This window comes from Lysinibacillus halotolerans (assembly GCF_003711845.1).
GTDB classification, from domain to species: Bacteria; Bacillota; Bacilli; order Bacillales_A; family Planococcaceae; genus Ureibacillus; species Ureibacillus halotolerans.
Genome location: NZ_RHLQ01000001.1, coordinates 232,869 through 247,098, shown reverse-complemented (window position 1 = coordinate 247,098; position 14,230 = coordinate 232,869). Strand labels below are relative to the sequence as shown.

Below are 14,230 nucleotides of genomic sequence, written 5' to 3'. Positions count from 1 at the left end.
TAACTCTACTAAAGGAAGTATTTTATTAACGATTCCGAAAGGGAAATCCGTTAATTATATCTCCAAATCTGGTAGCTGGTATAAGGTTTCTTACAACGGGAAAACGGGCTGGGTTAGCTCGGAATACGTGAAAGTCGCAACTACTAATACTGGAACGTCGACTAAACCAACTACGCCTTCTAAGCCAAGTACGAGTGAAACAGTAACGAAATCAACTTATACTACTACAGCTAATTTAAATTTACGTTCAACTAACTCTACTAAAGGAAGTATTTTATTAACGATTCCGAAAGGGAAATCCGTTAATTATATCTCCAAATCTGGTAGCTGGTATAAGGTTTCTTACAACGGGAAAACGGGCTGGGTTAGCTCGCAGTATGTGAAAGTCACAACTACTAATACTGGAACGTCGACTAAACCGACGACGCCTTCTAAGCCAAGCACTAGTGAACCGTCTAAACCAAACACGAGTGACTCAGCAGTTAAATCGACTTACACAACAACTGCTAATTTAAACTTACGTTCGACTAACTCTACTAAAGGAAGTATTTTATTAACGATTCCGAAGGGGAAATCTGTTAACTATATCTCGAAGTCAGGTGACTGGTATAAAGTTACTTATAATGGCAAAACGGGCTGGGTTAGCTCAGAGTATATTAAAGTTACGACTACTAACAGTGGGACTACGACTAAACCAACTACGCCTTCTAAACCAAGTACCGAACCATCAAAACCAAGTACTGACGATACAGTAGTAAATAAAATTTATAGTACAACTGCTAACTTAAACTTACGTTCAACGAATTCGACTGCTGGTAAAATTTTATTAACTATTCCGAATGGATCTACTATTACGTACATCTCAACTTCTGGTAATTGGTATAAGGTTACTTATAATGGTGTAACTGGTTGGGTAAGCTCAGATTATGTTAAAGTTTCAACAAACAACGGGACAAGTCCTACAAATCCGTCCACAGGTTCAGGTTCATCTAATCTACCTCCTGGACAAACGATTAATTCGATGGTCGTCTATACAACGAATTCTTTAAATTTAAGAACATCTAATTCAACATCATCTTCATCGCTAGGTACAATTCCAGCGAATACGAAGCTTACAACAGCTTATAAAGCTTCAAATGGATGGTACAAAGTTTCTTACAACGGAAAAACTGGTTTTGTATCAGGTAGCTATTTAATTAGTCAATCAACGAAAGCACGCATTGACTCATTAGAAGCAAACAAAAATAGTTACTTGTTTATGGATTTACGAACCGTTTCTTCTGTTACTGCAAATCAAATTAACGCTTATATTAAAGATCGCGTTGGTAATAACCGAAGCGTATTACTTAATTCGGGTGACATCTTCGTAGAGGTTGGAAAAAAATATGGTGTCAACGCCCTCTATTTAGCAGCCCATGCGATTCATGAAAGTAATTTTGGAAAATCCACAATTGCCCTTGATCGCTACAATTTATTTGGCTATGGCGCCTATGATTTAGTCCCTTATCTTGGTGCCGTTAAATTCGATTCCATTAAACAAAACATTGAATTTATCGCCCAAAAAATTAAAGCAACGTATTTAGGAAATAGTTGGCATAACCAAGGAACTTATTTAGGATATTCCGTTAAAAGTATTGCAGGTAGCCGTGTTGATTCCTTAAGTAAAGGGATGAACTTCTACTATGCAACGGATGAAAAATGGGGCGAATTAATTGCTCGTCATATGACAAATATTATGGAATATTCTAAAGAAAGTGCTGCTGGAAGTAGTCCAAATACGACTCCAGTATCCAACCCAAGCTATCCTGACTTATCGGATGTCTTCCCAACAAATACGTTAGCTGTTGCGAAAACAACATTTAACCTATATGATAAAAAATCTGGTAAAGTCGTTGGGACAATGCCAAAAGGCGCAAAATTTAACCTACTTGAAAAGGATAATAATTATTGGTTAACTGTGAAATATAACAACCGAACTTATTATGCTAACGTATCCTTTAGTTCGTACAATAAATACTTTACTGTGAAAAACTTAGGACGTGTCGATACAGGTGGAGTTGCTTTAAATGTACGGGCAGATGCTTCAACAAGTGCTCAAGTTATTACAACTATTAATCATAAAGACTATGTGGAACTTGCATTAGATTCAAAAGATGTTCCTATTACGAAAAATGGTTGGTATAAAGTGAAAGTAAATGGTCATTACGGTTGGGCTTCTGGCGGCTATATCGTTCGTGAATTAAACCGCTAAAATTAGAATATGTAAAGAAAGTAAAAAGTAGCCACAAATTTTTCCATATGTGGCTACTTTTCTTTTAACGATAAACTGGTACATCCATAATCATATTGTTTATACCAAGGGTTTGATAAAGATTGTATAACGAATTAATTTGTTTATATGCCCATCCAATATCCGTTGCATATTGATGGCTAGCCCCGTTATAACGGTCCATCGCTTCAGGATTCCAACGCATTTTGTATAAAGTGTTTTGAATCGTACCAGTATGGTTCTTCCCTTTAATATAATCATTGGCAATATATTTTGCCCCGCCAATAATTGCTTTTTCAGGAGTTGTCCACCCTTCCTCAAATGCCTTTTTTGCTCCACATTCATTTGGACAGTGGTCAAAGGCTTCAATTCCATACATGTTATACACAACCGTACCGTTATATTGAATACCTTGGGCTAATTCTGAAGTACCATGTCCCGTTTCAAGTAACGCATGGGATACAAGATACAATTCATTTATTCCATTCTCGGCACCTGCTTGAACAAACGCTTCACCAAGATTATGGAAAATTCCTCTATTCTTCAAATAATTATCTAATACAGTGACAGATACCCCACTCGATTTAGATAAATCGAGAAATTGGAATTTTTGTTTTGGATCATTAACAAAATGATTCGGATTTAAATATTCACTCACATCGGATTGGGTAGCATTTCGCCATACTCCAAGGGCAATTTGAGCCCAATAGGAATCCGTTGAATAAATTGTCACGAATGTTCCAGTCACTAACTTCCCATATATATGGCTTTGTTCTGATGCTTCTGAACGGATATTGACAGTACTCTTCACCTTACCTAGATTGGAACTGATTCGAACTAGTGAACGATGAACATATAACTCTTTCCCGTTATATTGAATTTTGTACCATCTAGTAGAACCAGCTGTAGCATCTCCTATGATGTTATCATCTAAAATTGTAAAGGCAGTACCTATTGGAACCGTTTCATATACATTGTTATTTGTATCTAGTTTTGGAGATGTTCTGAGACGTACACCCGAACTTGTCGTTGAACCTCCCATTACAATTTCCACAAAATTTCGGCTCACATATCCTGGTAAATTTCGATATTTATCGGTCTGTGGAGTAGCTTTCATTTGTAAGGCTAAAGCTTCACTCAAAGATAAATCATATTTTGTATAGTTTATGATCGTTTTATTTACATACTCATCAGAAATCCAGACCGTTTTCCCTGCTAAAGTACCACGATACCATACATCAGATCCCACGGATTCTGTAAGGTTAACTTGAAAACTTTCCTTCGAAAATTGACTCAAATCACTGTAGATAATATCTTTCGTTCCACCCCAAGGGTTTTGATAAGCAGTACCTGTCCCTTTTAAATAAAAGCTTTTTCCTTGATGATCAACCGTTTTATGCACTTTTTCTGTCATGTTAGTTGAACTTATCCAACCGATGATTCCTTCTGTTCCAGCTGTTTTACTAATCAAATAATATACTTCTCCATTAAAATTACCTTGAGTTTTAATATAGTACACAGCATGAAAATAAGAAGTGGTATCCAATGTAGATGAAATGTTTCCGTCCCTTCGATAAATCGTCGTCGCATTACCATTAATATGACCTAATAAACTTGTTGCAGTGGGTACAACGACATCATTTTCGTGTAACCAAATCGTCTTCCCATTTAAAATGCCCCGATACCATGTTGTATTACCAACAGTTTCCGTTAAATTGACGGTAATTGTTAAAAATTGATAATCGGACATATCAGAAAAAACAATATCTTTCGTTCCACCCCATGCCTTACTATAGGCTTTTCCTGTACCATGAATGTACAAAGTTTTCGCCTTAGAGCTGATCGTTTTATGGGCTTGTGTATTCAAATCTGTTGATTTCACCCATCCGACTGTACCCTGTTCACTACTTGGTTTCATACTAATTAAATAGTATAAAATACCATTCACTTTCACCTGTTTTTTAATGTAGTAAACCGTATACGTATAAGGAGCAGCAACAGTTGAAGTCGATTGACCAATTAATTTATAAATCGTTGCATTACTCTTTAAATGGCCTAGTAAACTTGTTTTACTTATTTCCACTTTTGATATCGTAGTTAAAACATCGTTAGCATGAAGCCAAATCGTTTTACCGTTCAACGTCCCTCTATACCAAGTATTTACGCCAACCGTTTCTGTAAGGTTAACTTGAAAACTTTCATAACTATAGGGTGACAGGTTATCAAAAACTAAATCTTTTGAACCGCCCCACGCCTTACTATACGCTTTTCCAGTTCCTTTAAAATAGAAGGTCTGCCGTTTTCCGGTTACTGTTTTATGGGCATAAGTTGTTGTATCTTTTGCCTTTATCCAGCCTACGACTCCCCTTTCACTGCTCGGTTCAGTGCTAATTATGTAATGGAGTTCGTTGTTAATATAAGCAAAACTTTTAATATAGTAAACTGCGTTAAAGAATTGTTTCGCTTCTATTGTTGGAGTTGTTGCACCTTTTACGGGATATATTGTCGTGGCAGATCCATTAATATGTCCTAATAAACTGATTGAATTCGGAATAATCACTTGATTCGACTGCAACCACATTTTTACACCATTAACAGTCCCTCTATACCATGTCATTTTTCCAACCGTTTCAGTTAAATCTACTTTGAATTCTAAATTAGAATATTTAGACATTTCATTATAGATTACATCCTTTGTGCCACCCCATGCTTTACGATACGCCCTTCCATTTCCTTTAACATACAACGTTTTCTTTTGCCCACTGATTGTTGTATGGGCCAACACTTGTACGTTAGATGATTTCACCCATCCAACAACACCTAAAGTACTGCTCGGTTGGGTACTCATTAAATAAAAAGTATCCCCATTATGAATTGCTTGTTTCTTAATATAATAAACCACATTCATATATTGGGAACCCGCTTTAAATGATGAACTAGCCTTTGTGTAATCTTTATAAATCAAAACATCTGCATTGTTTAAATGTCCAAGTTTACTAGTAGAATATTCACTAGTAGCCTCAACACTCCTAACATTTTGATCTAGAAAAAGAAATACGAAAACAGAAACTAAAATTAGTATGATATTCAGTTTTTTCATCGTCCAATATAGGATTTAACCTATCATCCTCCGCCTCTCACAATTAAAAATTAATAGAAAAATGAATCTATTAACTTCATAATAGTTTGAGCATTCAGATGTGTAAACACATTTTTGATAATTACCAATATTTTATAATAAAAATTTGATATTTTATCCAACACCTTTTCTCTCCAATAAAAAAGCCCCCAAAATATGGGGGCTTACATATTACATAAACTCTTTTACTAATTCATTAAATTGATCTTCACTTAAGTTCATATCAAGGTCAGCTAATGGTTGTTCAGCGTATCCAGGTACTTTTTCTTGATAAGATTTTGTTTCAGTATCTTGGTAAATGATCCCTGTTACTAATCCTTCTTTTTCCATTACTGTTTGCATCGCTAACTCACGATTAGAAGAATCATAATCTTCAATGTCAGCTAATTTTGTTAAATGTTCTTTGAACCATTCATAAGTGTTCACTTTATTATAAGTAACACATGGGCTAAAGACATTAATGAAAGAGAACCCTTTATGTTGAATACCAGCTTCGATAAGGGCTGTTAACTCTTTAATGTCTGTCGAGAATCCTTGGGCTACAAACGTTGCTCCTGCAGATAATGCCACTTCCAACGGTTTTAATGATGGCTCGATTGCTCCACCTGGTGTTGATTTCGTAATGAAACCTTGAGCTGAACGAGGTGAAGTTTGCCCTTTCGTTAAACCGTAAATTTGGTTATCCATTACAACGTAAGTAATATCCATGTTACGACGAATTGCGTGAACTGTATGAGCCATACCGATGGCAAATCCGTCCCCGTCACCACCAGAAGCGATAACATTTAAGTTACGGTTCGCCATTTTTAAGCCTTGCGCGATCGGTAATGCACGACCATGAATACCATGGAATCCGTATGAATTGATATATCCAGCTATACGACCAGAACAGCCAATCCCAGCTACTACAGCTAATTCATGGGGTTCGATGCCGACATTTGCTGCTGCACGTTGAATCGCTGCTTGTACGGAGAAGTCACCGCAGCCTGGGCACCAGTTTGGTTTCACAGAGTTACGAAAATCTTTAAATGTTGCCATTAGTCAAGCAGCTCCTTTACTTTATTTTCAAGCTCACGAGGTAAGAACGGTGTACCGTCATATTTCGTAATGCTGTATGTTTTATCGTGACCGCCAATATTCATTTTTAAAATATTTGCTAATTGGGAAGTTTTATTGTTTTCCACCACAATCACTTTTTTCGCATTGGCTACTAATGGAGCCATTTCTTTACTTGGGAATGGGAATAGTAAACGAATATGGGCATGGTTTACTTTTACCCCTTCTTCTGTTAAACGTTCTTGAACTTCTTCAATCGCACCGCGCGTTGAATTAAATCCTACTAATAATACATCCGCTTCTTCATGAGGTGCATTGACATGGACTGGCGTATCAAATGTTAACTTTTCAAGTTTGCGGAAACGCTTGTCCATTTGTGTTCCACGGTTTCCTGGTGCTTCATTTGGTTTACCCGTTTCATCGTGTTCTACCCCTGTAACATGGTGAATACCATTTGGAGTTCCTGGGAAGACACGAGGAGAAATCCCGTCTTCTGTATTTTCATAACGTTTGAAGTAATCTTTGTTGTCATTTGCTTCAATTTCATCTTCGACAATTTTTCCACGGCGAATTTCAATTTTACTGTAGTCAAACGGATCTGTCGTTTGTTTCCCTAAGGACAATTGTAAATCCGTCATAATAATTACAGGAATTTGTAATTCTTCTGCGATATTAAATGCTTGGATTGTATCAAAGAATGCTTCTTCTAAAGTAGAAGGTGCAATAACAACTTTCGGAATTTCACCATGTGTACCATAGAACATGGCCATTAAGTCCGATTGTTCTTGTTTAGTTGGAAGACCTGTCGATGGACCACCACGTTGCGTATCGACAATCACTAATGGTTGTTCTGTCATACCAGATAAGCCGATGGATTCCATCATTAATGATAAACCAGGACCAGCTGATGCTGTGAAGGAACGAACACCACCGTAGTTAGCACCGATAGCCATTGTCGCCGCTGCGATTTCATCTTCAGTTTGAATGACCGCGCCACCTAATTTTGGAAGTTTTTTAATTAAATATTCCATGATTTCGGAAGCTGGTGTAATCGGATAAGCAGCCATAAAACGGGCACCTGCTGCAATGGCACCTAAAGCAACTGCATCATTCCCGATCATATACATACGTCGTTTTCCGTCAGCAGGAGCTAGTTCCCACTCACCGACACGGTCACCTAAAAGTTCCGTCATGACGTCATACCCTTTTTGAATTGCTTCCATATTCTTTTTAACGACTTCTTCCCCTTTACGTCCGAATATTTCATCGACAACGCTTTGGAACACTTCTTTATTTAAATTTAAAAGGGCTGAAGTAGCACCAATCGCCACCATGTTTTTCATTAATGAAGTACCTAGTTCTGTCGCAATTTCAGTAAATGGCACGATAAATAATGGCGCTTTTGAATCTTCAGGTTTTGTTGGGTTAAATTTAGCATCAGCTAAAATAATACTTTTTTCAGTTAGCTCTTTATAGTTCACTTCGATTGTTTCTTGGTCAAAAGCAACTAATATATCTAAATCGTCTGCAATAGAACGAACTTCTGTTGGACGAACGGTAATTTTATTATTCGTATGGCCACCTTTAATACGTGAAGAGAAATGACGGTAACCGTAAAGGTGATAGCCTAAACGGTTCATGGCCATTGAGAAAATTTCACCTGTACTCTCAATACCTTCACCTTGCTGCCCACCGACTTTCCAAGAAAGCTGATGTAACATGTTAACAACTCCTTAAAAAACTGTTTTTATATATTTTTTTCCTTCATTAGTTTAACACGAACAAAATGCATAAACTATCCGAAAAACACCAAAATCATGAAATTCAGACCTTTGACTGAAAGTTAACAGACAAGGATTTGCAGTATGTTTATCTTTCCTTTAGATTACTTCAAGAAAAGGAAGCCATACTATATTACAGTAATTTTTTATTACCATTAAAAGACGGAATTGTTAAGAAGTAAGTTGCAAATAAATAGCCCCATGAAAAAAGCCCTTAATGATCAGCACATGCCAATCACTAAGGGCTTAAAAATGTGATGTCTTAATGTTATCGAGTTCTTTTTTCTACGACTAATTTTAAAGCTGTACGATCTTCACCAGCGATTGTAATATCTGCAAAAGCTGGTGCACAAATTAAGTCCGTGCCACTTGGTGCGACAAAACCGCGTGCAATTGCGACTGCCTTTACTGCCTGATTTAATGCACCTGCACCTACAGCTTGCATTTCCGCATATCCTTGCTCACGAATAACGGCAACGAGCGCACCTGCGACAGAATTTGGATTAGAGCGAGATGATACTTTTAATGAATCCACATTTATTCCTCCCCATGTAGCTTTAGTAAATGTTGAATGAAGCATTCGATTTAGTGGGCATTCATTCAAAGGACTTTAACTTAGTGTCCGTAAGACATTTTATGATGTTAAAGACTAAATTAGAATCGAATGAAAACCAAATTGGCACTTAAAACCATTTATTTTTTCACTATCGATTAGACACAAGGAAGGTTAAAAAAACTTGTTTCATCTTTCAAAGTTAAATATCAAGGGATAACAGTCCGTAATTGTATTAAACAGCCTCTTTAAAGTTAAAAAATGATCCTACCAACAATATTGGCAGGATCATTTTTTAAGTTTCTATTTTATCCTTGAAACGGATAGTCTTCATTTATATATATGCGTTCGCAATGTAGTGCTTTACCCGTTTGGTCATCGATTTCAACGTAAAATCCACTTAACACTTCACGTCCATCCTTCGGCACTTCAAATCTTGACGGTAAGTTTGTTTTAAACTTGTAAATAACACTTTCTTTTTTCATTCCTAAAATTTCATCGTACGGACCTGTCATCCCTACATCGGTAATGTAGGCAGTCCCACCAGGATAAATTCTACTATCCGCCGTTTGTACATGGGTATGAGTACCAACAACTGCTGAAACCCTTCCATCTAAATGCCAACCTAAGGCAATTTTTTCACTTGTTACTTCCGCATGGAAATCAACAAATACGAGTGGAGATGTTTTGTGTGCTTCAGCAACTAATGCATCCGCCATCGCAAAAGGATCTTCATGGGGTGGCAAGAAAACACGGCCATGCAAATTAATGACCGTTAATGTAACACCATTTTTCGTAATTTGAACCATTCCTTTTCCAGGAGCTTCTTCAGAAAAGTTTGCTGGGCGAATTAAATATTCCGCATCATCAATAAACTCGTAAATATCTTTATTATCCCAAGTGTGATTCCCCATTGTAATGACATCAACGCCAACTTGTAATAGCTGTTGATAAATTTTTTGTGTTATACCTCTACCAGCAGCAGCGTTTTCACCATTTGCTATTACCACATCAGGTGTATATTTTTTCTTTAGTCGGGGCAAGTACTTTTCAACTGCTTCTCGACCAATCGATCCTACGATATCTCCAATAAAAATTACTTTCATGAATAGTATCACTCTCTCTAACAAATTCAAACATGTCCTACCATTTTAACACTTTCATGATGGATTAGGCAAAAATACAAAAAATTGTTTTTCACTTTGAATAACCATTCCTCCTTTTCCCCTTTAATATGTAAAATATTTATCCGAATGCAACTTGAAGTTGATTAAATTTAAATCATGTAAAGGGACTTTCGTATATAGCAGATGTAGCGCTTTTTCTCTTCGATATCTAACTGCCGCTTCTTTGAGAGCGACTTTTATCGTTACACCGTTATTAAAAATCAGTAAACTATACGCCCCACATTCTTCAATTGTAAAACTTAGATCAAACACCCACGTTTTACCTAAAGTATTATAAGTAGGCAATTCCATCCCCACAATACCTAATCGTTCCGATATTAGAATCGGTGGTGTTTTCGTAATACTTAATAGCTTACGAGAAGCCATTTGCCTCCCTTCTAAGCTTGCACCGAAATTTAAACAATATTGTCTGATGATTTCATCTGTTGTTCCTTTTGACTTTAAACTCCCTAAATTAGTGTAAATGATTGACGAATGTTCTCCATCAAAATGAGGAGTAACTGCGATGCTAGAATGAGATGATATTAAAAAATGGATCTCTTTTTCTAATCCCATAGAAATCTCCCCCTTAATAGAAATTATTCAACAAACATTTTCAAATAAATACCAAAAACTAGTACCTATGGATTAATATAAAAAATTCTATAAATATTGTCAATATTCGGAAATAAAGTCATTTTCAAATAGTTAATTGCTTATTTTCAACTATGATTGACTGTCTAGAAATTGAAAAACTACTTATCTTTCTAATTTACTATCGTTATTTCTTATATTTTCTTAGAAAATTTTCGTAATAGCTTTAGACAATCCATTCTATAGCCCTTTCGATTCATTTCAAAAGTTCGGTTACGATGAAAACACCTAGGAATAATCGACTTTGCGCGCAAGTCAAAGGAAGATTGAAATGGAAGAGTTTAATACGATATGCGAACTTTATGAACCGATGATTACGAAAGTGTTAAAAAAAGCAAAGGTGTATAAAGATCACGAGCATTACCGTCAATGTGCAAGGATTGCCTTATGGCATGCATGGAAAAACTACGATCAAAAACGAGGTGATTTTGCCCCTTATGCTTATTGGACGATGTTAACATCCATCTACAAAGAAATCGAAAAGGATAATCAATATAAAGAGCGGAACATCGCCTATGATAAGGATAAATTAATTAACCTTTCCCACTATGTTCAAGTCAAAACAGAAACAATCAATGAATTTGAAAATTTAAAAGATATATTATCGAGTTTAGCCGAAATAGATTATAATTTAATTAAAACTCTATATGTATTTGGGGCGACCTATGATGAGATTGCCGCTACGAATAAAATGTCAGCAAGCTCCCTAAGGAAAAGACGGCAAAGAGTCGTTGAAAAAGTCCGCAAAATGTTAGAATCATACGAGTAAATGAAAAATCACTGGATGTGTCTTTTTACATCCAGTGATTCCTTTTGTTTCCTAATTATTTCCATTTTATATTTGTTTTGATCACTTTAGCTGGAACACCACCAACTATACTATTTGGAGGTACATCTTTTGTAACCACTGAACCAGCAGCAATAACCGCACCATCTCCAATCGTAACACCTTTTAAAATCGTCGCGTTTAAACCAATCCATACGTGATCTCCTATTACAATAGGTTCCGTCATTTTATAACCATCATATATTAACTCATGATTGTCCGAATCACGAATCGTAACACCTTCAGAAATTGTCACATCTTTTCCCATTTTAATATAATCAAAACATGAAATATTTGATTTATAGCTAATGTAACCCGAGTCAATTTCTAATGTGGCGTTTTCATTAATCGATAGGAAAAATCCTGAATATAATTTAAAATCTCCATTTACTATCAACCTTCCACCCTTTTTAATCGTAAGACTGGAATCAAAATAACCGCATCCGTTAAAGCTACACCCTAAACTTAAACTACCTTTATTTATAATAGCGTCGCGGTTCGATATATTCATATAGACTTTTTTATATACTTTTGCTCTATGCATGATGCTTCGATATGGATTTAGCACCGTTAGTTTCTTTACTTTGCCCACCTTCTGCATCTCCATTGTCCTTCCCCCAAAAGCCATACTTTGATTTCCCTTTTAACGTTAATATAATGTGAATCATTTGAATTGTCCTATGGAATCCGAAAGTTTTACTACACATTGCTGCAAAGGAATGAAATAAAGTGAATTTATATTGTAATAATGCTCGATTCTTTTTTAATAAAGAAATGATTTTCTTTCTTTCGTCTCTCTTTAAAAAACAAGCAAATTTCATACTGTAATAATATCTTTCAACAAAATTGTTCATCAATTTTTCAACTAAACTTTCTTCAATCGATAATGTGGTTAAAACTTTATGCCAATAAGTTGCGACGAACATACTGTCTTCCAATGTAGAATAAGAATGATTCAACGTGATTTGACCTATCCGTTCATTTCTATATACATAAATCGGGTTATCGTAATAGTCAATACAAGTTGCTTTTAAGAAAAGATAAGGTGTCCATAGAGCATCCTCATATTTTCTTCCTTTCATAAAAAATAACTCATGTTTTAATAGAAACGATTTTTTGACAATCCCACTCCAAGCAAACCATTTAAAATCTCCGTTATGTTTTAATATATAGTTTAAACATTCTACCCCATTTTTCCCTATTAACTCACTTCGCTCAATAGATAAAGGGGCCTTCACATAAATCTTTCTTTGTTGATAGTAATACTGATATGGGAAAAAAATATATTCTACTTTGTTATTTTGATGGATGATTTCCACTAAATCGGATAAGAAATCCGTCTGCCAATAATCATCCGAATCCAAAAACATGACATAATCCCCTGTTGCGTGTAAAATACCAACATTTCTAGCTTCTGATAATCCCCCATTTTCTTTATTGATTAATCGGATAAAGGGATACCGCCTGACATATTCTTCACATATTTCTTGACTACAATCTGTTGAACCGTCATTTATTAAAATGATTTCTTTATTTGAGTAGGACTGGAAAACAACACTTTCTAAGCAATGGCGCAAATATTGGTCCACATTATAAACTGGAATGATTACACTAACTTTCAAAAGTCAAACACCCGATTCTACCGTTATTAGCAGTTATTTTGGATGAAACCATTAATTTAAGATAAGACCTTCAAGTACTTCTTCATAACTGTTACATCTTGCACTCCAAGAATTGTCCTTTGCCAGAAGAATTCTTTCCTCTCTTTTTTGGAAATTATCATTTTGTAAGGAAACTAATACCTTTTCGGTAAAATCTTCTTTGCTTTCACCAATTTCCATTACATCTTTGAACAACACTAAATCCGGTAAAGCTGTCGCAACAATCGGCTTCCCTGTGGCAAAACATTCAAACAGCTTGGCTGGAAAAGTCCCCTTTGTAAAATCATTTATTTGATAAGGTAAAATAAGCGTGTCACAATTCTTTAAAACACTAGGGAGCGACTGATGAGATACTGTATCTTGATGTATAAGATGGTTATGACGTAAAGGAATCCCTTCTGGTGCAGGTCCGATTAATTCGACGTAAATTCCTTTTTCCAACAACTGTTCAATAATGGACCAATCGATACGATAATGATCAATCCCACCAAAATACGTTACTTTATTGACCTTTTTCCTCATTATTTGTTGCTCATAAATTTCATAAAACATTTCAAAATTCACTGCAGCGGGAATTTGAGTAATTTGCTCTTTTTTATGTCTATGCTTTTCTTTCAAAAGAACCGAATCAACAATTAACATATCAGCCATTTGGATTAATTCATTTTCGGTTATGACAATATCTTTAGGAATTCCCGGAAAATTTTCAAAATTTAAAACGCAATCATAGATTGTTTTTTCAGGTTTTAGTTCGTCAATGAGGTAAAGGGACGTAGAGGTAGGAACATAGGTGATCAATAAAATCGGTTTAGTAGAATGTTGCCTGATGTTCTTCGCTAATTTTGGGACAAATACGTTTTTATTAAACTGTCTAAATAGTGAATGGGTCGGTGGCAAGATGAATGGTGGTAATATTTTCAAATTTTTTATAGGTGTTTTCCGTTGAATTTGTTTCTTTGAAACGAGTACTCTTGTTAATCTTTCAATAGATTTGGATAGGCCAGGATTTCTCAATCCCGTCGTCTCAACGAATGTGACATCAGTCTTCGTTGAAAAGTACTCTGCGATAATTTGATGCCTTTGCCATAAAAAGTCCCATTTAATGCTAGATAGTATGACAATATG

The 14,230-nt window shown here is 35.7% G+C and carries 10 protein-coding genes and 1 pseudogene; 2 read left to right on the top strand and 9 right to left on the bottom strand.

The window, feature by feature from the left end; all coding sequences use genetic code 11:
• A partial coding sequence (locus EC501_RS01200) for an SH3 domain-containing protein (RefSeq protein WP_122970455.1) occupies nt 1–2,251 on the top strand: 2,251 nt, incomplete at its 5' end.
• Nucleotides 2,252–2,315: 64 nt separating this feature from the next.
• Here EC501_RS01200 and EC501_RS01195 read toward each other — a convergent pair.
• From EC501_RS01195 to EC501_RS01170, 6 genes are all read right to left on the bottom strand, one after another.
• Nucleotides 2,316–5,369, bottom strand: coding sequence for an N-acetylglucosaminidase (locus tag EC501_RS01195; RefSeq protein ID WP_122970454.1), 3,054 nt, complete (start codon nt 5,367–5,369; stop codon nt 2,316–2,318).
• Between the two features lie 210 nt (nt 5,370–5,579).
• Nucleotides 5,580–6,446, bottom strand: coding sequence for a 2-oxoacid:ferredoxin oxidoreductase subunit beta (locus EC501_RS01190; RefSeq protein ID WP_122970453.1), 867 nt, complete (start codon nt 6,444–6,446; stop codon nt 5,580–5,582).
• The gene (locus tag EC501_RS01185) at nt 6,446–8,185 is read right to left on the bottom strand and encodes a 2-oxoacid:acceptor oxidoreductase subunit alpha (protein WP_122970452.1); all 1,740 of its coding nucleotides are present in this window, start codon (nt 8,183–8,185) and stop codon (nt 6,446–6,448) included. Before EC501_RS01185 ends, EC501_RS01190 begins: the two co-directional genes overlap by 1 nt.
• A gap of 328 nt (nt 8,186–8,513) precedes the next feature.
• Entirely contained in the window at nt 8,514–8,780 is a 267-nt protein-coding gene (locus EC501_RS01180) for a stage V sporulation protein S (protein ID WP_036174445.1), read from the bottom strand.
• A gap of 326 nt (nt 8,781–9,106) precedes the next feature.
• Nucleotides 9,107–9,904, bottom strand: a complete 798-nt coding sequence (locus EC501_RS01175) for a TIGR00282 family metallophosphoesterase (protein WP_122970451.1) — start codon at nt 9,902–9,904, stop codon at nt 9,107–9,109.
• A gap of 123 nt (nt 9,905–10,027) precedes the next feature.
• The gene (locus tag EC501_RS01170; protein WP_122970450.1) at nt 10,028–10,540 is read right to left on the bottom strand and encodes a competence protein ComK; all 513 of its coding nucleotides are present in this window, start codon (nt 10,538–10,540) and stop codon (nt 10,028–10,030) included.
• Nucleotides 10,541–10,889: 349 nt separating this feature from the next.
• On the opposite strand from EC501_RS01170, the gene EC501_RS01165 reads away from it, so the two are divergent.
• Nucleotides 10,890–11,387, top strand: a complete 498-nt coding sequence (locus EC501_RS01165; protein WP_122970449.1) for a sigma-70 family RNA polymerase sigma factor — start codon at nt 10,890–10,892, stop codon at nt 11,385–11,387.
• A gap of 55 nt (nt 11,388–11,442) precedes the next feature.
• On the opposite strand, the pseudogene EC501_RS18770 reads toward EC501_RS01165, so the two are convergent.
• The 3 genes and pseudogenes from EC501_RS18770 to EC501_RS01150 form a co-directional block, all read right to left on the bottom strand.
• A pseudogene (locus EC501_RS18770) lies at nt 11,443–11,619 on the bottom strand (DapH/DapD/GlmU-related protein); the annotation flags it as partial.
• A gap of 361 nt (nt 11,620–11,980) precedes the next feature.
• Nucleotides 11,981–13,066, bottom strand: coding sequence for a glycosyltransferase family 2 protein (locus tag EC501_RS01155; RefSeq protein WP_122970448.1), 1,086 nt, complete (start codon nt 13,064–13,066; stop codon nt 11,981–11,983).
• 51 nt (nt 13,067–13,117) lie between these two features.
• Nucleotides 13,118–14,230: glycosyltransferase family protein (locus tag EC501_RS01150; RefSeq protein WP_158599648.1), on the bottom strand; the 1,113-nt coding region annotated here is incomplete at its 5' end.